This window comes from Vibrio intestinalis, assembly GCF_025195085.2.
In the GTDB taxonomy this organism is placed as follows: domain Bacteria; phylum Pseudomonadota; class Gammaproteobacteria; order Enterobacterales; family Vibrionaceae; genus Vibrio; species Vibrio intestinalis.
In genome coordinates this window covers 628,626-650,330 of record NZ_JANAVY020000001.1, presented here as the reverse complement: position 1 = coordinate 650,330, position 21,705 = coordinate 628,626, and the positions used below count along the sequence as shown (strand labels likewise).

Below are 21,705 nucleotides of genomic sequence, written 5' to 3'. Positions count from 1 at the left end.
ATGAGTGAGATGACTCTCAACGTTGCTGAGCAGCCAATTGATGAATTGGTTGGCTGGGTAAAGCAGCACGATTTCTCATTGAACCTTAGCAACGAAAGATTGGCTTTCTTGATTGCTATCGCAGTGCTTAGCAATGAAAGGTTTGATGAAGAATTGGGTGAAGGTGAACTCCACGATGCGTTTACTATCGTCACTCGATTATTTGAAGATACGGGCGAAGCGTCCGCATTTCGTGCCAACAACGCAATCAATGAAATGGTAAAGCAGCGTTTGATTAGCCGCTTTACCAGTGAAGTGACTGATGGCGCGAGTATCTATCGCTTATCGCCGCTGGCGATTGGTATTACCGATTACTACGTTCGCCACCGTGAATTCTCTAAGCTTAAACTTTCTATCCAGTTGTCTATGGTGGCGGATGAAATGGCCAAAGCCATTGAAGCGGCGCAAAAAGGCGGTACGCCAGGCCACTGGAAGAAGAACGTTTATGGCGTTTTAAAATACTCAGTGGGTGAGATCTTTGATCAAATCGATCTCAACCAACGTGTGATGGATGAGCAGCAGCAATCGGTGAAAAACCAAATTGCAGAACTGCTGAACAAAGATTGGCGTGATGCCATCAATAACTGTGAAGCCTTGCTATCCGAAACATCCAACACACTAAAAGAGCTACAAGACACCCTCCAAGCAGCCGGTGATGAGTTACAAACTCAAATCCTAGATATTCAAGAAATTATCTACGGTGATGAAGAGCTCGATTTCGTTGAAGAAACCTTATTTGGTTTGCAGATGAAACTCGACCGCATTACCAGCTGGGGTCAACAAGCGATTGACCTTTGGATCGGTTATGACCGACACGTACATAAGTTTATCCGTACTGCGATTGATATGGATAAGAACCGCGCCTTTAGTTCGCGTTTACGCCAGTCGGTAAAAGATTATTTCGATACGCCTTGGTTCTTAACCTATGCCGATGCTGAACGTCTGTCAGACTTGCGTGATGAAGCGCTAGTACTGCGTGACGATGAAGTAACAGGCCAAGTACCAATGGAAGTGGAATACGAAGAGTTTCAACAGGTCAATGATGAGTTGTCAGAGCGTATTGGTGACATGCTTAAAGTACATAAAGAGCAGGGTACGCCAATTGATCTGGGTATCGTTCTGCGCGATTACTTAGCGCAACATCCACACACTCATCACTTTGATTTAGCACGCATCGTTGTCGACCAAGCGGTACGTCTGGGTTATTCAGAATCCGACTACCAAGCGGTTCAGCCTGATTGGCAAGCGATCAACGAATTTGGTGCAAAGGTACAAGCAAATGTCATCGACAGATATTAATGAATACATGTCAGAGAATCTGGCAAAAGCAATTTCTAACCCTTTGTTCCCAGCGCTAGATAGCATGCTGCGAGCAGGGCGTCATATCTCCACGGAAGATTTAGACAATCACGCGTTACTGGCGGATTTCGAAACTGAACTGGCACTGTTTTATCAGCGTTACAACACTGAGTTAGTGAAAGCGCCTGAAGGCTTCTTCTACTTGCGTCCACGCTCTACCTCTTTGATTGGCCGTAGTGTGCTTTCAGAGCTAGATATGCTGGTGGGTAAAGTTCTGTGTTTCCTTTATTTAAGCCCTGAGCGTTTGGCTCACGAAGGTATTTTCACTAATCAAGAAATGTACGATGAGCTGCTTCAGCTTGCTGATGAAACTAAGTTGATGAAGTTAGTGACCAACCGTGCAACTGGTTCAGATTTAGATAAAGAAAAGCTGTTTGAAAAAGTGCGTACTTCGCTGCGTCGTCTGCGTCGTTTGGGCATGGTGATTAACATCGGTGAGACGGGCAAGTTCCGTATCAGCGAAGCGGTATTTCGCTTTGGTGCGGATGTTCGTCTTGGTGACGACATGCGTGAAGCACAACTGCGCTTGATTCGTGATGGTGAAGCCGTAGTGCACACCAAAGAGCCTAGCCAAGGCAGTTTATTGAATGAAGAAGATCAAACCGACGATCAAGAACAACAAGAATTAGAAGGTGAAGCATGATTGAAAGAGGTAAATATCAATCGCTGACCATGATCAACTGGAACGGCTTCTTTGCTCGCACCTTTGATATTGATGGTCTAGTTACCACGCTTTCTGGCGGTAACGGTGCTGGTAAGTCGACCACAATGGCGGCGTTCATTACAGCATTGATTCCTGACCAAACGTTACTGCACTTCCGTAACACTACGGAAGCGGGCAGTAGCCAATCTTCACGTGATAAAGGCCTTTACGGTAAGCTACAACCGGGCGCATGTTATGCCGCTCTGGATGTTGTTAACTCGCGTAATCAGCGTCTGTTGTTTGCAGTGAAATTACAGCAAGTGGCTGGTCGTGATAAGAAAGTGGATATCAAGCCTTTTGTTATCCAAGGTCTACCAAGCCATGTGAAGCCTACCGATCTATTGATTGAAAGCGTGTCAGACACGCAAGCTCGCGTACGTCAAATTAATGATGTTAAAGAGAGTGCGCTGCAATACGAAGGTGTTCAGTTTAAAGCCTTCCCATCGATAGTCGATTACCACGCGCAAATGTTTGAATTCGGCGTTATTCCGAAGAAACTACGTAACTCATCGGATCGTTCTAAATTCTATCGTTTGATTGAGGCCTCTCTATACGGTGGTATCTCAAGTGCGATTACTCGCTCATTACGTGATTACTTGTTGCCACAAAATGGCGGTGTGAAGAAAGCCTTCCAAGATATGGAATCAGCGCTGCGTGAAAACCGCATGACGCTAGAGGCGATCAAAACTACGCAAGCGGATCGCGATTTGTTCAAACACTTGATTACTGAATCGACTAATTACGTGGCCGCAGATTACATGCGCCACGCTAATGATCGCCGTAACAAGCTAGAGCAGACGCTATCACTGCGTTCAGAGCTATTTGGCTCTCGCGAGACATTGCTAGAGCAGAACAACCTGCTGAACCGAGTTCAAGAAGAACTTGAGCTGCTAGTTGAAAGTGAATCAGCATTAGAACAAGACTACCAAGCGGCTTCAGACCATCTGCAATTGGTGCAAAACGCATTGCGCCAACAAGAGAAGATCGAGCGCTACCAAGAAGATTTGGAAGAGCTAAACGAGCGTCTTGAAGAGCAGCTAATGGTGGTTGAAGAGGCGCAAGAGCGCGTTCTGATGGCTGAAGAGCAAGCCACCGTTAGTGAAGAAGAAGTTGATAGTCTAAAAACTCAACTTGCTGATTACCAACAAGCGTTAGACGTGCAGCAAACTCGTGCGTTGCAATATCAACAAGCGGTTCAAGCGTTAGATAAAGCAAAACAACTGCTTGATGACGACTCGCTCACGGCTGAAAGCGCACAATCTTTAGTCAGTGAGCTAAAGAATAAAGAAGCAGAGCAAACCACTGAACTTCTTGCGCTTAAACACAAATTAGATATGTCTTCGGCTGCGGCTCAGCAGTTTGAAACCGCACTTAAATTGGTGCAAAGCATTGTCGGTGATTGCCCACGTAATCAAGCGTCCGAGCATGCCAAGCAAGCTATTAACCAAGCTCGTGATGCTAAGCAATTAGCGCAAAATGAGCAGCAATGGCGTGCGCAGCATCGTGACTTAGAGCGCTCTATTGCCCAGCAGCGTCAAGCTAAACAATTGGTTGATGAGTACCAAAAACAACACCAAGCACAGCTAACCGATGAGCTAAGTTTTGAGCAAGAGCGTGAGCGTCACGCAATGCAAATCGAAACGCTAGAAGCGGCTCAGGAAGAAGTACGCGAGCAGCGCAGCGAGCAGCGTCGCCTAGAGCAAGATGCAACCGTTGAAATCAACAAACTCGAAGCCATCGCACCAACGTGGATTGCGGCAAGTGACGCACTAGAAAGTTTGCGTGAACAAAGTGGCGCTGAGCTGCAAGATAGCCAAGCTGTCATGTCTCACATGCAGACGGTTCTTGAGCAAGAGAAGCAGCAATCTATCGCGAAAGACAAGTTAGCTGAACGTCGCACCTTCCTTGATGGCGAGATTGAACGCTTAGCTTCACCGGGTGGCTCAAATGACCCACGCCTGAAAGGTTTGGCCGATACGCTAGGCGGTGTACTGCTTTCTGAAATTTACGACGACATCACGATTGATGATGCGCCATATTTCAGTGCTATGTATGGCCCTGCGCGTCACGCGATTGTGGTTTCTGATCTTTCTGGCATCGAAGAGAAGCTGGTGGAACTGGATGACTGTCCAGAAGACCTTTACATTATCGAAGGTGATGTAGATGCATTCGATGACAGCAGTTTTGATGCTGAAGAGCTAGAAGGCGCAGTTTGTGTTCGTATGAACCAACGTCAAATGCGTTACTCTCGCTTACCTGAAATTCCATTGTTTGGCCGCGCTGCGCGTGAGCAACGTTTAGAACTGTTACGCAACGAACGTGAAGAAGTGGTCGAGCAGCACGCCAAAGCCGCTTTTGATTCACAGAAGTCTCAGCGTCTATACCAAGCGTTCAACAACTTTGTTGCTAAGCACATTCAAGTCGCGTTTGAATCAGATCCTGAGCAAGCGCTGCAAAAAGCGCGTGATACGCGTAATCAAGTTGTGCGTCTGCTGTCGGATCTCGACAACAAAGAGCAGCAGCAACGCAGCCAGCTACTCTCAAGCAAGCAGGCGATTGCGTTACTCGACAAACTTGCGCCGACTATGGCGTTGGTAGAAGACGAAACATTAGCAGAGCGTTTCGCTGAACTTGATGCGCAGTTAGAGCAGCTTTCTCAAGCAAAAGCGTTTATCACGCAGCATGGCAAAGCCGTGCAAGAGCTAGAATCGATTGTCTCTGCATTGGATGCCGATCCAGAGCAGTTTGATGCGCTAACCGCGAACTATCAACGTGCAGACCAAGAGCTGCAAACGCTGAAAACAAACTTGTTTGCGTTGGCGGATTTGGTTGAGCGTCGTCATTACTTTGCTTACTCAGATTCCGTTGACCTATTGAACAAGAGCAGTGAGCTAAGCGAACAGCTAAAAGCGAAACTGGTTCAAGCCGAATCGGCGCGTACACGTGGCCGTGAAGAGTTAAAACAAGCGCAAAGCCAGATGAACCAATATAACCAAGTATTGGCATCATTGAAGAGCTCACATCAAGCGAAACAAGAAACGGTTCACGAGTTCAAACAAGAGCTGCAAGAGTTTGGCGTTACTGCGGATGAAGGCGCACAAGAGCGTGCTCAGCGTCGTCGTGATGAGCTGCAAGAACGCTTGCATACCTCTCGCAACCGTAAGAGTGAATACGAACGTACCATCACTTCAACTGAGCTTGAAATGAAGAGCCTCGCTAAGCGCCTGAAGAAAGTTCAGAAAGAATATGCTGAGCTACGCACCTTTGTGGTTGCAGCGAAAGCAGGCTGGTGTTCAGTGTTGCGTCTAGCGCGTGAGAACGATGTAGAGCGTCGTCTGCACAAGCGTGAGTTGGCTTACCTATCAGCGGCAGAGCTGCGTTCAATGTCAGATAAATCATTGGGTGCACTTCGTCTTGCTGTGGCAGATAACGATGACCTTCGTGATGCGTTGCGCCTATCTGAAGATACGGCTCATCCTGAGCGCAAAGTACTGTTCTACATTGCGGTGTACCAACACCTACGTGAGCGTATTCGCCAAGATATTATTCGCACTGATGACCCAGTTGAAGCTATCGAAGAGATGGAAGTTGAACTGGCTCGCCTAACAGAAGAGCTGACCCAGCGTGAAAACCGTCTAGCGATCAGCTCTGATTCGGTTGCCAGCATCATTAAGAAGACCATTCAGCGTGAGCAAAACCGCATTCGTATGCTGAACCAAGGCCTATCGAATATTTCGTTTGGTCAGGTTAAAGGTGTGCGTCTAAACGTGAAAGTACGTGAAAGTCATGAAGTACTGCTTCATGGCCTAGCAGCGCAGCAAGAACAACATAAAGATCTGTTTGAAAGCTCGCGTTACACCTTCTCGGAAGCGATGGCGAAGCTATTCCAACGTGTGAATCCACATATCGACATGGGGCAGCGTTCACCACAAGTTCTGGGTGAAGAGCTACTCGACTACCGTAACTACTTAGAGCTAAGCGTGGAAGTTAGCCGTGGTTCTGATGGTTGGCTTCAAGCTGAATCGGGAGCACTGTCTACGGGTGAAGCGATTGGTACTGGTCAATCAATTCTATTGATGGTGGTTCAAAGCTGGGAAGAAGAGTCACGCCGTCTGCGTAGCAAAGACATTATTCCATGTCGCTTATTGTTCCTTGATGAAGCCGCTCGTCTTGATACAAAATCAATCTCGACCTTGTTTGAGCTTTGTGATCGTCTCGATATGCAGTTGCTTATCGCGGCTCCTGAGAACATCAGCCCAGAAAAAGGCACCACCTACAAACTGGTGCGTAAAGTGTTCAAAGATCATGAACACGTACACGTGGTGGGTTTGCGAGGTTTTGGACAAGAACCAAAAGCAAAAACTGAAGTTCAAGAGTTAATCGAAGAACTGTAATCGTTGATTAAATAGCGAAAGGGCACCAATTGGTGCCCTTTGTTTTATATTCGTAGTTAGCCACGTTACGTTTTGTTTTACTTCTCTTCGGCTTCTGCAACAAACTCTAGAATGTCCCCCGGCTGACAATCCAAATGTTTACAAATGCTCTCCAAAGTCGCCAATTTTACTGCTTTTGCCCGTCCGTTTTTTAATACTGACAAGTTTTGCTCTGTAATCCCAATTAATGCAGCGAGCTCATTGGAGCGCATTTTACGTTTGGCGAGCATAACGTCTAAGTTAATGATGATAGGCATAGAAAATCACTTTAAATAGTCAGAATTTGTTCATCGTATAGGCCTTTCGCTTCACGCATAACTTTGGCGATAAGACGAATCATAATACCGATGATCAGCAGTGTGATGTCACTATCCGTCAAACCGAAACTGACGGTAGTCTCTTCAAGGTTATAGGTTAACGCTGGGCCCATTAATAATCCAACAGCAAAACCGGAAAATACGTACAAGATGATGTAGTTAGCAATCTTGTGGTAACAATTTACATTGTCCATTGCGAAGATTTTACCATCTCGGTATAAGCGAAAAAGGGTGATCAGTTGCCAAATGATCATACTTGCGACTACTACAGTGATGTTTGATACAAGGAAGCCAAGTAGTGCTGGGCCAGTATCAAGAGGAAGCTCAATGTAGTATGGGAAGTCCGCCATAAAGAACTCGTTATTGGTATCAAAAATAGGGCCAAACCACATAACTGCGTTGAATACAGGGTTGATGATCAACACAGCCCATAGGCAGATTAGCAAGCGTTGGCTGATGTTTCGAATGCCAGATAGGTTATCCATTTATTATTCCTCGTATTGATTGGATGAGGGGATAATATGGATTTATAAAATAAAGATCAATAATAAATTATCGTAAAACGATAAGTATTTATTGTTTTGCGGTTTTGATTGTCAAAGAAAGATATAAAAAAGGCCGCGAGAATCGCAGCCTAGAAGGTCATTTATTGGCAGTGAGGTGAGTTACTAGCAAGGCTATAGCGGTGAGCCAAATTGCTTAGCCGCGTAGGCTACGCGCTCGGCAGGTTTTGGATATTCCGCCGGAGTACCCATCGCCTCGATATGCTTTAAGCGAGGAAGTAAGCCCGTACCGTTAGCAATTTGAATGGCCAATCCCGGGCGAGCATTTAACTCAAGCACCATTGGCCCTTCTTCTTTGTCGAGTACCATGTCGGTGCCCATGTAACCAAGACCAGTCATTTCCCAAGCGCTAGAGGCAAGTATTAATAAACGTTCCCAGTGAGGTACTTGCAAGGTTAATAAGTCTTTGCCTGTATCAGGGTGGTGAGTAATTGGTTGGTCAAATTGTACTGCGCGAATCGCACGGCCTGTGGCAATGTCTAATCCAACGCCTACTGCACCTTGGTGTAAGTTGGCTTTACCATCAGAGGCTGCCGTTGAGCAGCGCATCATTGCCATCACAGGGTAGCCTTTAAAGACAATTATCCGTACATCTGGCACACCTTCGTAGCTAAAGCCGTCAAAGCAGTCGTCGAACTTAATCAGGTTCTCAACCACGGCTACATCGTTCTTGCCACCAAGCGAGAAAAGGCCAGCTAGAGCATTACTGATATGGCGCTCTACGTCTTCTTTACCAATCGTTGAACCGGATGGCTTGGTGTATACGCCGTCTTTGTGCGAGGTAACCACCAAGATGCCTTTACCACCACTGCCTTGCGCTGGCTTAATCACAAAACCGGGCCATTCTTTTACCATGTTGTGGATGGTTATTACTTCGGCTTGGTTATTGATAACCCCAATCAGTTTTGGAACGGTCGCCCCAGCGGCTTGCGCGATGATTTTGGTTTTTAACTTATCATCGACCAGCGGGTATTTAGAGCGATCATTATAGCGACCAATGTAACTGTGGTTACGCTGGTTCATGCCCATAATACCCTTGTGACGTAGCTTATAGGGTGAAGTAAAGCGTGCTTTAATAGCTGAAAACATAGTTTAGTCCTCAGCTAATGGCTTAAAGCGACGCAGCTCAGTGATACGGTAACCCGTGTAAGTACCAAGCAGTAGAATACCGGCTAACACGATCAGCTGCAGGCCAATAAAGTTAAAGGTTAGGTGCTGTACGAATGGGTTAGTCATGGCTAAGTAAACCAGAACAGCCGTGAGTAGCGAACCACCACCTTGCATGATGACTTCTTTTGGTCCTTCTTCTTCCCACAGAATCGACATACGTTCGATCGTCCATGAAAGGATGATCATAGGGAAGAAGGTAATCGATAGACCTTCGGTTAAACCAATCTTAAATGCCACAACGGTAAAGATAGAAATGATCATAATTACCGTGATGATGACCGCCGATATTCGAGCAACCAGCAATAGATTGAGCCTTGATAGATAACTACGAATGACCAAGCCCGTACCGACAATCAGCAAGAAGCCTATGATACCGGTGACAAGCTGGGTTTGCACAAAGGCCACGGCAATCAGTACTGGCATGAAAGTGCCCGATGTTTTTAGACCAACAATCACACGCAAGAACACCACAATCAGCGCGCCAATTGGGATCAGCATGATCGTCTTAAACATGGCTTGCTCTTCTAGCGGCAAGCTGTGGATCGAAAGGTTCAGTAAGCCATCGGCTTGCACTTTATCCTTGGTTGCTTGTTGAGGAGAAACCTCTTGGGCAATCATAGAGAAGTGAACTTGGCTGTTGTTACCACCCATGATATCGAGCAGTGATACGTTGGACTCATCCCAAATTAAGATGTTTGGTGCGATGGTCTGCGCCGAAGTTTTTGGATTGAACAAGTGCCATTGGCCGTCTTGCCATACTTGATTCATATGTTGAATTGCTTGGCGGCGGCGGCCATCTTCTAGCTCAATAACTCCAACAATCTTGCTCGGAATCTTGCTTAGCGCCAATACTTTATCAACCGCTTCGACTTTGGACATATTGTTAAGCAGAAGTGCTGCGTTTTGGCTGTCGCCATCATTGATCTGTTTGATCAGTTCGCGGGCAAAGGTGATGTTATCAGCGGAGCGTTTGTTTGCGCGCTCAATAAGGGCAATAGCGGCCGCCTCTGCTGGGCCATCAAAAGTCGGCGGAATGATCTCTTCATTCGGTGGAATAGGGTCAACCTTCGCTTGTGGGTCAACTAAGAACTGAGCTTTGTAGTAAATGGTTTCAGAGCCGGTAGCGTGGCGCACAGACCACTCTGCGCGGCGACCAGCATCTGAGTTAACATAAGCCACACCATAACCCGGTGAGGAAGAAGATTCGCTCACGAGCGTGAATCCCGTTTGTGTATCTGGAACGGCCAATGATGCTTTAACAGGTTTAGCTTGTGCGTCAAATTCGACACGCGCTTCAATATCCCATACTTGGCGGGTTTCGCCTGGCGTCCATGGCACACCGTAGTTTTGGTGTCTAAAAATACTGAGCGTAATGCCGACGATGATGAGCAGCACCACGGAAATATAAAACGGGACTTTCGAGGTCATAAATAGCCTTACTTTTTCTGTTCTTCTGCTGACTGAACGTATTTTTTGCTGACATCAACTACTGCGATATCGCGAATAAACTCACGACCTAACAGGATAGGGTTACTCATTTGAGAGCGGTCAGCCAAAGTAAACTGAGCCTTTTCGTGAATGCTGCCCACTTTTACCCAAAGCTCGATAACGGCGCGGCGTTCGACTTCTTCGTTAGTTGATTGACGAATCTTCACAAAGCGAATCACAGGTGCTTCGATCCAGTTATCGTCACTCAGTGGTGTAGAGCCATCAGAAAGGTGGAAGCGCACCCAGTTTTTACCGTTACGCTCAAATTGTTCAATGTCGATGGCGTTAAGAGAAGAGGTTGCAGCGCCAGTATCTACGCGCGCTTCGAAGGTTTGGTCGATGGCATCAATAGTGACTTTTTCTATTTCACCGAGCACCACACTTTGAGAGGTTTTTGCCGGAGCGGCTTTCACAATCGGCGCTGCGGTTTGTGTGTCATGGCTTTTGATGCGGGCAAGTGTAGTTTTATGGTAAGAGCGAGCTTGAGAGTCTAGCGAGGTGACTTGTTTCTCTAAGCGCTCAATCTGCTGAGCTTGAGAGACTAACTGCTGGTTGAGCGACTCTAGTTGGGTTGAAATATTGGTCTCGACCGCGTTGATGGCGGTGAGAGTTTGTTGGGTGTTTTGTTCACTGTTGGTTAACGTGCATCCGGAAAGAAGCGCGATAGCCAAAAAAGGGGTTAATCGGATCAACATTCAAACGCCTACAGTTATTGTTATTAGTGCCGATGAAGCTCGTTTCATCAACTAAATGATAATAGTATGAGTTAATTAACGTTTTGAGTTTAGACCAAGCCGAGCAAAACCACATCAATTGGTGATAACTGCTGAGAGACTCTGCCACAAATATCGTGCAGAGAAGGGCCAAACTGCAAACAAAATAAGGATGCAAAAAATGCATCCTTATTTTTTAGGATAGATTAAACATCTGGCCAGAATTGTACGTTAAATCAATGTCAAATGTGTAGGAGTGATTCAACTTTAGCGACCAATTATCTCGTGTAGAGAGAAAATCATGATCAAATTTATGGTTTCGTCGCCACTAGGATTGCTCGACGCGGCGCTGGGTAACCTTCCACAGTCTTTGATGGGTCGTTCGGGTCAAGGTAATCAGGCAGTGAGTTGTGTGTCATCCACTCTGTTGTGCGCTGCTCGCCAGTAGACGTTACGTTTTCGTCAACGATGCGCACATCTTCAAAGCCCACTTGTTCTAGCCATACTTTCAGCGCTTTTGCTGATGGGAAGAAGTAAACATTGCGCATTTGAGCGTAACGATCAATCGGAACAAGCACTGAGGTTTCGTCGCCTTCGATGACTAAGGTTTCAAGCACCAGTTCACCGCCAGAAACAAGCTGATCTTTTAACTGAATGAGATGGTCGAGTGGCGAGCGGCGGTGATAAAGCACACCCATGCTAAATACTGTGTCGAAAGCTTCTAGTTTAGGTAGTTGTTCAATGCCAAGTGGCAGTAAGTGAGCGCGTTGGTCATCTCCCAGCAGTTTACGAATGGCTTCAAACTGAATGAGGAATAGGTGTGATGGGTCAATACCCACTGTTAAACGCGCACCTTCACCCAGCATTCGCCACATGTGATAGCCGTTACCACAGCCTACATCAAGCACACTTCGGTTTTTTAGTGGAGAGATATGCGGAAGCACGCGATCCCATTTCCAGTCACTGCGCCACTCTGTATCAATATGAATGCCGTGCACTGTATATGGGCCTTTACGCCATGGGTGGAAAGTACGCAGTAAGTTTTCCAGTTTCTTTTGTTCACCAGTGTGGAACGGGGTGTCATTGGTCAGAGTGACAGAGTTTTTGATGTCAATCTGATCAGGCGCACCTTGTGGAATTTTGTTCAGTGCTTTAACCCAACGACCAAAGTCACCGTGCTCTGCGTTTTGCCAATCCGTTAGCTGCTGAGGTAATACATTTAGCCATGGCTGAAGACGGGTGTCTTGGGCAATAAGTTGGTAGAAATTTGCAAAGTCAAACATAGTGAGTTTATCGCTGAGTTAATTATGTAAAAGTGTCATTTTGCGTTTCCCCTATATTGAGGAAACAGGCTACGTCATCGTACTGATTGAACGTCGATTATTTTATCGCGAACATTGAGCCAAAGTTAAAGCATTGGAACCAAACATCAAAGCTGGTGAAACCGATTTTCGCAAAGCGCTCTTTGTGTTCTTTTTTAGAATCTGGGCGCATGACGTTTTCAATCGCGCTGCGTTTTTGGCTGATTTCTAGCTCGCTGTAGCCGTTTGCTCGTTTGAAATCGTGATGAAGGTCGATCAAAAGCTCATTCGATACTTGGTCTTCAAACACATACTTTTCAGACAAAATAAGAATGCCACCTGGGCGCAGGCCAGCGTAGATTTTCTCTAGCAGGATGTAACGATCTTCTGGCGATAGGAATTGTAGGGTGAAGTTCAATACCACCACAGAAGCATTTTCAATTTCGATGTTGCGAATGTCTGCTTCCACTACATCAACTGGGGTATCGCTGCGGTAAGCGTTAACATGCAGCTTGCAGCGCTCAACCATTGCTGACGAGTTATCGACCGCGATGATCTGGCAACCTTCTTGGTTGATATGACGGCGCATAGAAAGCGTCGCTGCACCTAAAGAGCAGCCAAGATCGTAGACGTTGCTGTGCGGCTTGACGAAGCGCTCCGCCAACATACCAATCGCCGAGATAATGTTGCTGTAGCCCGGCACAGAACGTTGAATCATATCCGGGAAAACTTCCGCTACACGCTCATCAAACGTGAAATCACCAATTTTGTCGATTGGCGCCGAAAAAATGGTATCTGGATTGCTTTTTGGATTCATAACTCGTTTCTCATTCTGCCTAGCAATATTTTTAGCTGGGCGACAGACATTAAAAAAGGCGCGTATTTTAAGAGAAAAACAGCGCCATGTCATGCTTTATACCTAAGCCTGCCAGTTTGGCTAAAACATGTTGATTTGATTGTTGCCCGCCAGAGCCGGAAATTCCGCCAAATCGGGCAGGGCAGTCTGTTTTTGCAGTTGTTGATAAAGTTGTAACGCAAGCTCTGGCGCGACCACATTGTCAGAAGTATGGATCATGATATACGGTGTCATGCCTTGCTCAATCCACTGCGGTAATTTACTCAGCCATGGTTTGAAAAACTCGATATTTTTCTCCGCTTCAGGGTAGCCGATAAAGCGAATCATCGGCTGCTTTGCCGTAGCGATAGCATGGACGGGCACGCGAGGTTTTTTCTGCTGCGCATCAAGCAATGATTCGTAATGAGGGTGTTCGGGCTTTGCCACTTCAGAAAACACTGGCCGGCTATCCATAATGATGCGGTCATAGCCTTTTTCAATCAGCCATTGATTAAGTGTTTTTTCTGCGTCCCCTTTAGCAAAAAATTCAGGGTGTCGAACTTCAACGCCAATCGGAAAACTCGGCGGGAAGAGCTCACAGAAACGTTTTAACTGGGGCAAATGCTCGGGGCCAAATGCCGCGGGCAATTGAATCGTCCATTGGCCAATTCGGTCATGCAAAGGTGCCATGATTTGCATGAACTCTTTTAGTTGTGCTTGGCAGCCGCGCAGCATTTGCTGGTGAGTAATCGCTTTGGGTAGCTTGAAGGTAAATCTAAATTGCTCGTGGGTGGCGTCTTTCCAATTATTCACTGTCTGGCTGTTAGGTGTCGCATAGAAAGTGGTATTGCCCTCTACAGTGTGAAATACCTGAGCATATTTAGCTAACCTTTGTGCAGGCTTAGTGCCAGAGCCATAAAAGCCCTGTTGCCAGTTGTTGTGTGACCACATAGTCAAGCCAAGTCGAAGCGGTAAAGAGTCCATCATCAGTCAGTCGTCAATTTCCTTGGGTATACTCTACGAGAGTTTTGTAGATTGGAACAGTTTCGAGCTATAATCGCGCCAACTTTTCTTGCTTGGGTTAGTTTTTTGAACACTTGTTGTGCTAAAAAACGCCAAAGCAAGATAAATCGCAATAAATTGTATGTTGAGTGGTCGATTTTCCATGACTTTCAGCGTATAAATGGAACTTTGATCTGTCGGAAAAAGATGTTCGGCAGATGGTATTAACAATATTAGAGAGATTGGGAATTTCATTATGCGTACCCATTACTGTGGTCACCTGAACAAGTCCCTTGCAGGACAAACTGTAGAACTTTGCGGCTGGGTTAACCGTCGCCGTGATTTAGGCGGTCTTATTTTTATCGATATGCGAGATCGTGAAGGCATCGTTCAGGTAGTTGTTGATCCAGATATGGCAGATGCGTATGAAGTGGCTAACACACTTCGTAATGAATTCTGTATCAAACTAACGGGTGAAGTACGTGTTCGTCCAGACAGCCAAGTAAACAAAGACATGGCAACGGGTGAAGTTGAGATTCTGGCTAAAGGTCTTGAAATCATCAACCGCAGCGATGTTCTGCCTCTAGACTTCAACCAAAAGAACTCTGAAGAGCAGCGTCTAAAGTACCGTTACCTAGACCTACGTCGTCCTGAAATGAGTGACCGTATTAAGCTACGTGCAAAAGCATCGAGCTTTGTTCGTCGTTTCCTGGATGACAACGGCTTCCTAGACATTGAAACACCAGTACTAACTAAAGCGACGCCAGAAGGTGCACGTGATTATCTAGTACCGAGCCGCGTTCACAAAGGTTCGTTCTACGCGCTTCCTCAGTCTCCACAGCTATTCAAACAGCTGTTAATGATGTCTGGTTTTGACCGTTACTACCAAATCGTTAAGTGTTTCCGTGATGAAGACTTGCGTGCTGACCGTCAACCAGAATTCACTCAAATCGATATCGAAACCTCATTCATGAGCGCAGAACAAGTTCGCGCAACCACTGAAAAAATGGTTCGTGACATGTGGCAAGAGCTGCTAAACGTTGATTTAGGCGAGTTCCCAATCATGCCATTCTCTGAAGCGATGCGTCGTTTCGGTTCTGACAAGCCTGATCTACGTAACCCACTAGAGCTAGTAGACGTTGCTGACCTAGTGAAAGACGTTGAGTTCAAAGTATTCTCTGGTCCTGCTAACGACGAGAAAGGCCGTGTTGCAGTAATCCGCGTACCAGGTGGCGCTAAGCTAACTCGTAAGCAGATTGACAGCTACGGCGAGTTCGTAGGTATCTACGGCGCGAAAGGTCTAGCATGGATGAAGGTTAACGACCGTGCAGCAGGCATGGAAGGTATCCAGTCTCCAGTGGCTAAGTTCCTAAACGAAGAAGTGATCAACGGTATTCTAGAGCGCACTGGCGCAGAATCTGGCGACATCATTCTATTTGGTGCAGATAAAGCTAACATTGTATCTGAAGCACTAGGCGCACTGCGTCTGAAACTAGGTAATGACCTAGAGCTAACAGATGAGTCTGCATGGGCACCGCTATGGGTTGTTGATTTCCCAATGTTTGAAGAAGACGACGAAGGTAACCTACACGCAATGCACCACCCATTCACATCTCCTCTAGGTGTGACAGCAGAAGAGCTAAAAGCGAACCCTGCAGCTGCAAACTCTAACGCATACGACATGGTTCTAAATGGCTATGAAGTTGGTGGTGGCTCTGTACGTATCCACAACGCAGAAATGCAATCAGCGGTATTTGATATCCTAGGTATCGAAGCAGACGAGCAACAAGCTAAGTTTGGCTTCCTACTAGATGCACTTAAGTTCGGTACACCACCGCACGCAGGTCTAGCATTCGGTCTTGACCGTCTAGTAATGCTGCTTTGTGGTACAGAGAACATTCGTGACGTTATCGCGTTCCCGAAAACAACCAATGCTTCTTGTTTACTAACAGACGCGCCAAGTCTTGCTAACCCAGCATCACTTGATGAGCTGGCAATTGCAGTAACCGTTGCAAAAGATAAAGCGGAAGAGAAAGACGCAGAATAATTCTCGGCGTTATCAAATTGGAAAGCCACTTGTTCGCAAGTGGCTTTTTTTATGTTTGTTTTTTGAGAATTAACTAGCGCTGCTTGCCGAGTGTTCATTCTTAAACTCGTTAGGGTAGAGGAATAGAGTTCGTTCTTTTAGGTATTCAAACCACTTTAACTTGTTGGTTTGCATTAGCATGTTAACCATTTCATCGTCATCAATGTAGACATGGCCCATATCCCACTCTTGGTATAGACGGTCAGAGAGTTCAGATTCAAGTAACGTAGTGACATTGGTGTGGCGAGGATCTTGGGAAATCACCGCATAAAGCTCATCTATCTCTTTTTCATCCCCTTCGATATATTGAATAAAACCGGATGAATGAGACATCAAAAATCCAGTAATACCTAGCCTTGAGTTCTTTTCGATGGCCGCTTTAAGAAGTGAGTTAATGTCGATGTTACCTAGCTTTGAATCGCTACTGTAGAGAACGAATTTCATGTTACTTTCCTTTTGTCTTTATACATTAAGGAGTCGGCGACTTTAATTGTTTTAAATAGGTCTAGATCCTCGTTGTATGCCCAGCCCACACTGTACGCAATGTCATCGTCTAGATGGTCGTTAATGCGATTGATAAGTTGATGTGGTTCGATGTGATTTCTCAGCAAAATAATGATGAACTCATCACCACCGTACCTAAACACTAAGTCATTGATGCGGACACTGTGTTCAAGTGCCGCTGAGAAAGATTTGAGAACGCGATTGCCGTAATCGTGCCCGTAGGTATCGTTGATCAGTTTGAAGCCATCTAAGTCAAAGAAGAAGCACATGAAGTGCTCCTTGGAGAGTCGTTCTTCGAGTGACTTGAGGTAATTGAAGGTAAGTGCACCAGTCAGATTATCTTTCATGGTGATGTCTTTCATTATACTGGTGTTGAATCGCAGTAGTTCAATGTATTTGATTCCCATGTTGCGATAGGTATTCGCATCGACATTTAAATCAAAAGCAAATTTAGCCGAGTGGTAGATGATGTCGATTTTCTTGTCGATAGTTCTGTTAGTAATTTCGTGTTGGTCAATGAGTTTGTCGTGACTCCCTTTGTCACTTAACAGGTAGCAAAGGATATCGTAGGAATAGCAAATATCATTCAGCTCAATATCGTCTATGTTCCCTTGCAGATAATCCTTGATCATTGAACATTGTTTGATTAATTGATTGTTCATTTTCTTTGTTAGAGTAGTGCGATCCGATACACGTCTAGTAGCGCAATTGTGCGCGTTCAGTTGAGTATAGTAGAGAGAGCAGTGAGAGAAAGAGATTATTTTTGAGACAAAAGCAGACTTGGAGTAAAGGGCTGATTAGGTTGGTCATTAATGAACAATGGACTGTCGATGAGCTGAAAAGTCGACATTAACTATGCTCGATACAATAATGCCGCGCGATATTGCGCGGCATTTGAAAGCGTTTAAAGGTAAGCGATTTAGATTTTTATTTCTCGCCATTCGCCCGGCTGAAGATCGCTGAGCTTTATGTTACCCATCGAATGGCGAATCAAACGTAGGGTAGGGAAGCCAATGTTGGCCGTCATACGGCGAACTTGTCGGTTACGACCTTCAATAATCGTGATGGCCAACCATGTCGTTGGGATATTGGCGCGAAAACGCACAGGCGGATTACGTTCCCAAACTTGTGGCTGTTCGATGACTTCGACTTTAGCGGGTAAGGTCATGCCATCTTTTAACTCAACTCCTTTGCGCAATTTATCTAAATCTTGTTCGCTTGGTGCGCCATCCACTTGAACCCAATAGGTCTTGGGAGATTTTGATTCAGGCTGGGTAAGTTTGGCTTGTAGAATCCCGTCGTTGGTTAATACCATTAGGCCTTCACTGTCACGGTCAAGACGACCTGCGGCATAAACCTCTTTCACTGGAATAAAGTCAGCCAATGTTTTGCGTCCGTCGCCATCGGTAAATTGGCTCAACGTGTCGAAAGGCTTATTAAAGATAATCACTTTACGATCTTCGGCAGTCACCTTGGGTTTATTTGCACTTGGCTTTTTTCTTCGATGAGTTGAAGAGTGTGGTCTAGCAGGGCCATTTCGTTTGAAACGCTTAGCTGGTGGCTTAGAAGATGTATGGGATGACTCACGACGCGAGCGAGATTGCATGTTAACTACCCTGCAAAAATGTAAATAAAGTGTGCCAATTAGTTTAAAGAAAAGTCGCTTTAAGCTATTATTTGCGCGCCAAAAACTGGAATGGCGCACAAGATAATAGACTATTCTATCGATTTTGTTTAATTATAACGAAACGCTCTCAAGGATGCTGTTGAGTAAACAGCGATAAAAAGAGACACAAAACGCAGACAAGTGAGGGGATGAAGCAATTAGCTTGTAAGCGACCACAAAGGCAAAGCCATTCATCCGACAGGCTTTGTAAGAACAATAGGGAAATTTCATGCCTACAGAAAAACCTACAATTATTTACACCATCACTGATGAAGCGCCAGCATTAGCGACATATTCGCTGTTACCGATTATTCAATCGTTTACCGCTTCTTCAGGTATTGATGTTGATACTCGTGATATCTCTCTAGCAGGGCGAATCATCGCCAACTTTCCAGAACATCTAACAGAAGAACAACGCATTGGCGACGCACTTGCTGAGCTAGGTGAGTTAGCAAAAACACCTGAAGCTAATATCATTAAGCTACCGAATATTTCAGCATCAGTTCCACAGCTAAAAGCGGCGATCAAAGAACTCCAAGACAAAGGCTTTAATCTACCAAATTACCCGGAAGAGCCGAGCACTTACGAAGAAGAAGCCATTAAAGCAACTTACGACAAAATTAAAGGTAGTGCGGTTAACCCAGTGCTTCGTGAAGGTAACTCAGACCGTCGAGCGCCACTTTCAGTTAAAAACTACGCGAAGAAAAATCCGCACTCAATGGGTGCATGGGCAGCAGACTCTAAGTCGCATGTTTCTAGCATGTCTGACAGTGACTTCTTTGGTAGTGAAAAATCACACACCGTTTCTGGTGAAACCAAAGTTAAAATTGAATTTGTTGGTTCAGATGGTTCATCTAAAGAACTGAAAGCGCCGTTCGCACTGCAAGATAAAGAAATCATCGACAGTTCAGTCATGAACAAAAAAGCCCTGCTTGAGTTCTTCGAGCAGGAAATCGCAGACGCGAAAGAGAAAGATGTTCTGCTTTCTCTGCATATGAAAGCAACCATGATGAAGGTGTCGGATCCTGTCATCTTCGGTCATGCGGTTAAGGTTTACTACAAAGACGTATTTGCAAAATACGGCGAGCTATTTGATAAGCTGGGCGTGGATGTAAACAACGGTATTGGCGATGTTTACGCGAAAATCGCAAGCCTACCAGCTGCGCAAAAAGCTGAGATTGAAGCAGCGCTGCAAGCGGTTTACGAAACTCAGCCACCATTGGCAATGGTAGATTCAGACCGTGGTATCACTAACCTTCATGTGCCAAGTGACATCATCGTTGATGCTTCTATGCCTGCAATGCTACGTGCATCAGGCCAAATGTGGGGCCCAGATGGCAAGCAGAAAGATACCAAGGCAATGATTCCAGATCGTAGCTACGCAGGTATCTATCAAGCTGTGATTGATTTCTGTAAAGAGAATGGTGCATTTGACCCAACCACTATGGGTAGTGTGCCAAACGTTGGCCTAATGGCTCAAAAAGCTGAAGAATACGGTTCACACGATAAAACCTTTATTCTCGATGCGGCAGGTACTGTACGTGTTGTTGATGCAGCAGGCGCAGTGCTACTTGAGCAAGCTGTTGAGGAAGGCGACATCTTCCGTATGTGTCAGGTGAAAGACGCACCAATCCAAGATTGGGTGAAACTAGCAGTAACACGTGCACGCGCTACAGGTGTGCCAGCGGTATTCTGGTTGGATGAAAGTCGTGCTCACGATGCTCAGCTTATCCAAAAAGTTAATGCTTACTTACCTGACCACGATACAGATGGCCTAGAGATTAAGATCCTTGCACCGCTTGAAGCGTGTAAGTTCTCTTTAGAGCGCATTAAGCGCGGTGAAGATACGATTTCAGTAACAGGTAACGTATTGCGTGATTACCTCACTGACTTGTTCCCAATCCTAGAGCTTGGTACATCGGCGAAAATGCTGTCGGTTGTTCCACTGATGAATGGCGGCGGCCTGTTTGAAACAGGTGCGGGTGGTTCGGCACCGAAACACGTTCAGCAAGTTGAAAAAGAAAACCACTTACGTTGGGACTCTTTAGGCGAGTTCTTAGCATTAGCGGCTTCGCTAGAGCACCTCAGCACGGTAACAGGTAATGCAAAAGCTCAAGTACTGGCTGATGCGCTGGATAAGGCGACCGGTGAGTTCTTGGACAACAACAAGTCTCCTTCGCGTAAAGTGGGAGAGTTGGACAACCGAGGCAGCCATTACTACCTAGCTACCTACTGGGCACAAGCACTAGCTTCGCAAACCGCAGATGCGGATCTAGCGGCTGAGTTTGCTCCAATCGCACAAGCTCTTGCATCAAAAGAAGATGCAATCGTTGCTGAGTTAAACGGTGCACAAGGTGTTGTTGGCGATTTAGGTGGTTACTACGCACTGGTATTTGATAAAGCCGCACTACTGATGCGCCCAAGCGCTACACTCAACGCTATCATCAACGGTTAATAGAATCGTAAAAATAACAAACCCGCCGAAAGGCGGGTTTTTTGTTCGACATTGGCAGCGATTATTTGGCTGGCATTGCTTCCAGCGGTGTTACTACACTAGCGTGGTATCCTTTAGGACCTTCTTCTACTTCAAAAAATACTTGTTGACCAGCTTTCAGTGTACGGTAGCCATCCATTTGGATTGTGGAGTAGTGAGCGAAAACGTCACTGTCGTCACCTTCTGCGCAAATGAAACCAAATCCTTTGGCATTGTTAAACCATTTTACTGTACCTGTAGCCATGCTATACATCCCTCATGCATTTTGTTTACTGATGTTGTTAACTCAACAACACTCCTGTGCTGTTGATGGTTTAGTGAATAACAATTCAGACGCTGCCAAATTTTTAGTCACTATTTGACCAATGTAGTCAATGATTAGGGACAGTCAATAGTAAAAAGGTATTACTTACTAATTATTTACAAACAAAATCATCCCAAAGTTTACATATTTGTAACTGATTTCACTATTTGCTTAAGAAAAACTGAATAATTTTAGGGTGATTTGATGTGTTTTTAATCAGTTGTCATGTATTTGCTGCGAGATAGAAATCTTTTATTTGCAGCGATACAATTGCTGCATTAGTCTCTAAGTATGGGCTTTGAAATGCTTGGGCTTTTTTTACTCTTACTAGAGTTCTATCCAATATTTCCGTACGGTGAAGTGTTAAAATTAAACACAGTTACTTTCTAAACAACGATTAATCATGAGCAAGCATTTTGAATGGGTAACTCCAGACTCAGATCTACTGGAGTTAGAGAAAACAGAAGTTAAACCGCCATCTTTGTATCACGTTATCTTGAATAACGATGACTACACACCGATGGATTTTGTTATCGAGATTCTAGAGCGATTTTTCTCTATGGATATCGATCAAGCGACACAAGTTATGCTCAAGGTTCACTACGAAGGGAAGGCCATTTGTGGCACTTTCACTGCGGAAGTGGCAGAAACCAAAGTAGCGCAAGTTACTATGTATTCAAGGGAAAATGAGCACCCACTGCTTTGCACTATGGAGCAAGCTTAGCGCT

The 21,705-nt window shown here is 45.4% G+C and carries 18 protein-coding genes; 6 read left to right on the top strand and 12 right to left on the bottom strand.

What is annotated here, in order from left to right:
* The 3 genes from mukF to mukB are packed head-to-tail and all read left to right on the top strand — an operon-like array spanning position 1 to position 6,495.
* Positions 1-1,338, top strand: a complete 1,338-nt coding sequence (mukF, locus tag MU515_RS02810) for a chromosome partition protein MukF (RefSeq protein WP_260258856.1) — start codon at positions 1-3, stop codon at positions 1,336-1,338.
* Entirely contained in the window at positions 1,319-2,041 is a 723-nt protein-coding gene (gene mukE / locus MU515_RS02805; RefSeq protein ID WP_260258855.1) for a chromosome partition protein MukE, read from the top strand. The genes mukF and mukE overlap by 20 nt, the downstream gene beginning before the upstream one ends.
* Complete coding sequence (gene mukB / locus MU515_RS02800) at positions 2,038-6,495, top strand: chromosome partition protein MukB (protein WP_260258854.1); 4,458 nt, start codon at positions 2,038-2,040, stop codon at positions 6,493-6,495. The genes mukE and mukB overlap by 4 nt, the downstream gene beginning before the upstream one ends.
* Before the next feature lie 77 nt (positions 6,496-6,572).
* Here mukB and MU515_RS02795 read toward each other — a convergent pair whose 3' ends face one another.
* From MU515_RS02795 to MU515_RS02760, 8 genes are all read right to left on the bottom strand, one after another.
* On the bottom strand, positions 6,573-6,791 hold the full coding sequence (locus tag MU515_RS02795) for a helix-turn-helix domain-containing protein (RefSeq protein WP_260258853.1): 219 nt from the start codon (positions 6,789-6,791) through the stop codon (positions 6,573-6,575).
* Positions 6,792-6,802: 11 nt separating this feature from the next.
* Entirely contained in the window at positions 6,803-7,336 is a 534-nt protein-coding gene (locus MU515_RS02790; protein WP_260258852.1) for a DUF2975 domain-containing protein, read from the bottom strand.
* Between the two features lie 192 nt (positions 7,337-7,528).
* Entirely contained in the window at positions 7,529-8,491 is a 963-nt protein-coding gene (locus tag MU515_RS02785) for an alpha-L-glutamate ligase-like protein (RefSeq protein ID WP_432816130.1), read from the bottom strand.
* Positions 8,492-8,506: 15 nt separating this feature from the next.
* On the bottom strand, positions 8,507-10,012 hold the full coding sequence (locus MU515_RS02780; protein WP_260258850.1) for an inactive transglutaminase family protein: 1,506 nt from the start codon (positions 10,010-10,012) through the stop codon (positions 8,507-8,509).
* 8 nt (positions 10,013-10,020) lie between these two features.
* A complete protein-coding gene (locus MU515_RS02775; RefSeq protein WP_260258849.1) occupies positions 10,021-10,767 on the bottom strand; it encodes a putative ATP-dependent zinc protease in 747 nt (248 codons plus the stop codon).
* A 329-nt stretch (positions 10,768-11,096) separates the two neighbouring features.
* Positions 11,097-12,068 (bottom strand): tRNA 5-methoxyuridine(34)/uridine 5-oxyacetic acid(34) synthase CmoB, encoded by a 972-nt coding sequence (cmoB, locus tag MU515_RS02770; protein WP_260258848.1) that lies wholly within the window; start codon positions 12,066-12,068, stop codon positions 11,097-11,099.
* 97 nt (positions 12,069-12,165) lie between these two features.
* Entirely contained in the window at positions 12,166-12,903 is a 738-nt protein-coding gene (gene cmoA / locus MU515_RS02765) for a carboxy-S-adenosyl-L-methionine synthase CmoA (RefSeq protein ID WP_260258847.1), read from the bottom strand.
* A gap of 120 nt (positions 12,904-13,023) precedes the next feature.
* Positions 13,024-13,905 (bottom strand): DUF72 domain-containing protein, encoded by an 882-nt coding sequence (locus MU515_RS02760; protein WP_260259174.1) that lies wholly within the window; start codon positions 13,903-13,905, stop codon positions 13,024-13,026.
* 274 nt (positions 13,906-14,179) lie between these two features.
* On the opposite strand from MU515_RS02760, the gene aspS reads away from it, so the two are divergent.
* The gene (gene aspS, locus MU515_RS02755) at positions 14,180-15,970 is read left to right on the top strand and encodes an aspartate--tRNA ligase (RefSeq protein ID WP_260258846.1); all 1,791 of its coding nucleotides are present in this window, start codon (positions 14,180-14,182) and stop codon (positions 15,968-15,970) included.
* A 69-nt stretch (positions 15,971-16,039) separates the two neighbouring features.
* On the opposite strand, the gene MU515_RS02750 is transcribed toward aspS, so the two are convergent.
* From MU515_RS02750 to MU515_RS02740, 3 genes are all read right to left on the bottom strand, one after another.
* Positions 16,040-16,453, bottom strand: a complete 414-nt coding sequence (locus MU515_RS02750; protein ID WP_260258845.1) for a BLUF domain-containing protein — start codon at positions 16,451-16,453, stop codon at positions 16,040-16,042.
* On the bottom strand, positions 16,450-17,175 hold the full coding sequence (locus tag MU515_RS02745; RefSeq protein ID WP_260258844.1) for a GGDEF domain-containing protein: 726 nt from the start codon (positions 17,173-17,175) through the stop codon (positions 16,450-16,452). Before MU515_RS02745 ends, MU515_RS02750 begins: the two co-directional genes overlap by 4 nt.
* Before the next feature lie 257 nt (positions 17,176-17,432).
* Positions 17,433-18,119 carry a pseudouridine synthase gene (locus MU515_RS02740; RefSeq protein WP_260258843.1) on the bottom strand — a complete coding sequence of 229 codons (687 nt, stop codon included), beginning with the start codon at positions 18,117-18,119 and terminating at the stop codon, positions 17,433-17,435.
* 289 nt (positions 18,120-18,408) lie between these two features.
* On the opposite strand from MU515_RS02740, the gene MU515_RS02735 reads away from it, so the two are divergent.
* Positions 18,409-20,634 (top strand): NADP-dependent isocitrate dehydrogenase, encoded by a 2,226-nt coding sequence (locus tag MU515_RS02735; protein ID WP_260258842.1) that lies wholly within the window; start codon positions 18,409-18,411, stop codon positions 20,632-20,634.
* Positions 20,635-20,695: 61 nt separating this feature from the next.
* Here the strand turns inward: MU515_RS02735 and cspD are convergent, their stop codons facing one another.
* Positions 20,696-20,917: a cold shock domain-containing protein CspD gene (cspD, locus tag MU515_RS02730; RefSeq protein ID WP_260258841.1), complete on the bottom strand. Its 222-nt coding sequence runs from the start codon at positions 20,915-20,917 to the stop codon at positions 20,696-20,698.
* A gap of 463 nt (positions 20,918-21,380) precedes the next feature.
* Between cspD and clpS the strand changes: the two genes are divergently transcribed.
* The gene (gene clpS / locus MU515_RS02725; protein ID WP_260258840.1) at positions 21,381-21,701 is read left to right on the top strand and encodes an ATP-dependent Clp protease adapter ClpS; all 321 of its coding nucleotides are present in this window, start codon (positions 21,381-21,383) and stop codon (positions 21,699-21,701) included.
* Positions 21,702-21,705 lie beyond the last annotated feature (4 nt).

Bases quoted from the DNA above. Each gene is read 5' to 3' on its own strand.
- MU515_RS02750 (WP_260258845.1), bottom strand. From the start codon at position 16,453: ATGAAATTCGTTCTCTACAGTAGCGATTCAAAGCTAGGTAACATCGAC.
- aspS (WP_260258846.1), top strand. From the start codon at position 14,180: ATGCGTACCCATTACTGTGGTCACCTGAACAAGTCCCTTGCAGGACAA.
- MU515_RS02775 (WP_260258849.1), bottom strand. From the start codon at position 10,767: ATGTTGATCCGATTAACCCCTTTTTTGGCTATCGCGCTTCTTTCCGGA.
- cmoB (WP_260258848.1), bottom strand. From the start codon at position 12,068: ATGTTTGACTTTGCAAATTTCTACCAACTTATTGCCCAAGACACCCGT.
- mukE (WP_260258855.1), top strand. From the start codon at position 1,319: ATGTCATCGACAGATATTAATGAATACATGTCAGAGAATCTGGCAAAA.
- MU515_RS02795 (WP_260258853.1), bottom strand. From the start codon at position 6,791: ATGCCTATCATCATTAACTTAGACGTTATGCTCGCCAAACGTAAAATG.
- MU515_RS02760 (WP_260259174.1), bottom strand. From the start codon at position 13,905: ATGGACTCTTTACCGCTTCGACTTGGCTTGACTATGTGGTCACACAAC.
- cspD (WP_260258841.1), bottom strand. From the start codon at position 20,917: ATGGCTACAGGTACAGTAAAATGGTTTAACAATGCCAAAGGATTTGGT.
- MU515_RS02745 (WP_260258844.1), bottom strand. From the start codon at position 17,175: ATGAACAATCAATTAATCAAACAATGTTCAATGATCAAGGATTATCTG.
- MU515_RS02780 (WP_260258850.1), bottom strand. From the start codon at position 10,012: ATGACCTCGAAAGTCCCGTTTTATATTTCCGTGGTGCTGCTCATCATC.
- clpS (WP_260258840.1), top strand. From the start codon at position 21,381: ATGAGCAAGCATTTTGAATGGGTAACTCCAGACTCAGATCTACTGGAG.
- cmoA (WP_260258847.1), bottom strand. From the start codon at position 12,903: ATGAATCCAAAAAGCAATCCAGATACCATTTTTTCGGCGCCAATCGAC.
- MU515_RS02790 (WP_260258852.1), bottom strand. From the start codon at position 7,336: ATGGATAACCTATCTGGCATTCGAAACATCAGCCAACGCTTGCTAATC.
- MU515_RS02735 (WP_260258842.1), top strand. From the start codon at position 18,409: ATGCCTACAGAAAAACCTACAATTATTTACACCATCACTGATGAAGCG.
- MU515_RS02740 (WP_260258843.1), bottom strand. From the start codon at position 18,119: ATGCAATCTCGCTCGCGTCGTGAGTCATCCCATACATCTTCTAAGCCA.
- mukF (WP_260258856.1), top strand. From the start codon at position 1: ATGAGTGAGATGACTCTCAACGTTGCTGAGCAGCCAATTGATGAATTG.
- mukB (WP_260258854.1), top strand. From the start codon at position 2,038: ATGATTGAAAGAGGTAAATATCAATCGCTGACCATGATCAACTGGAAC.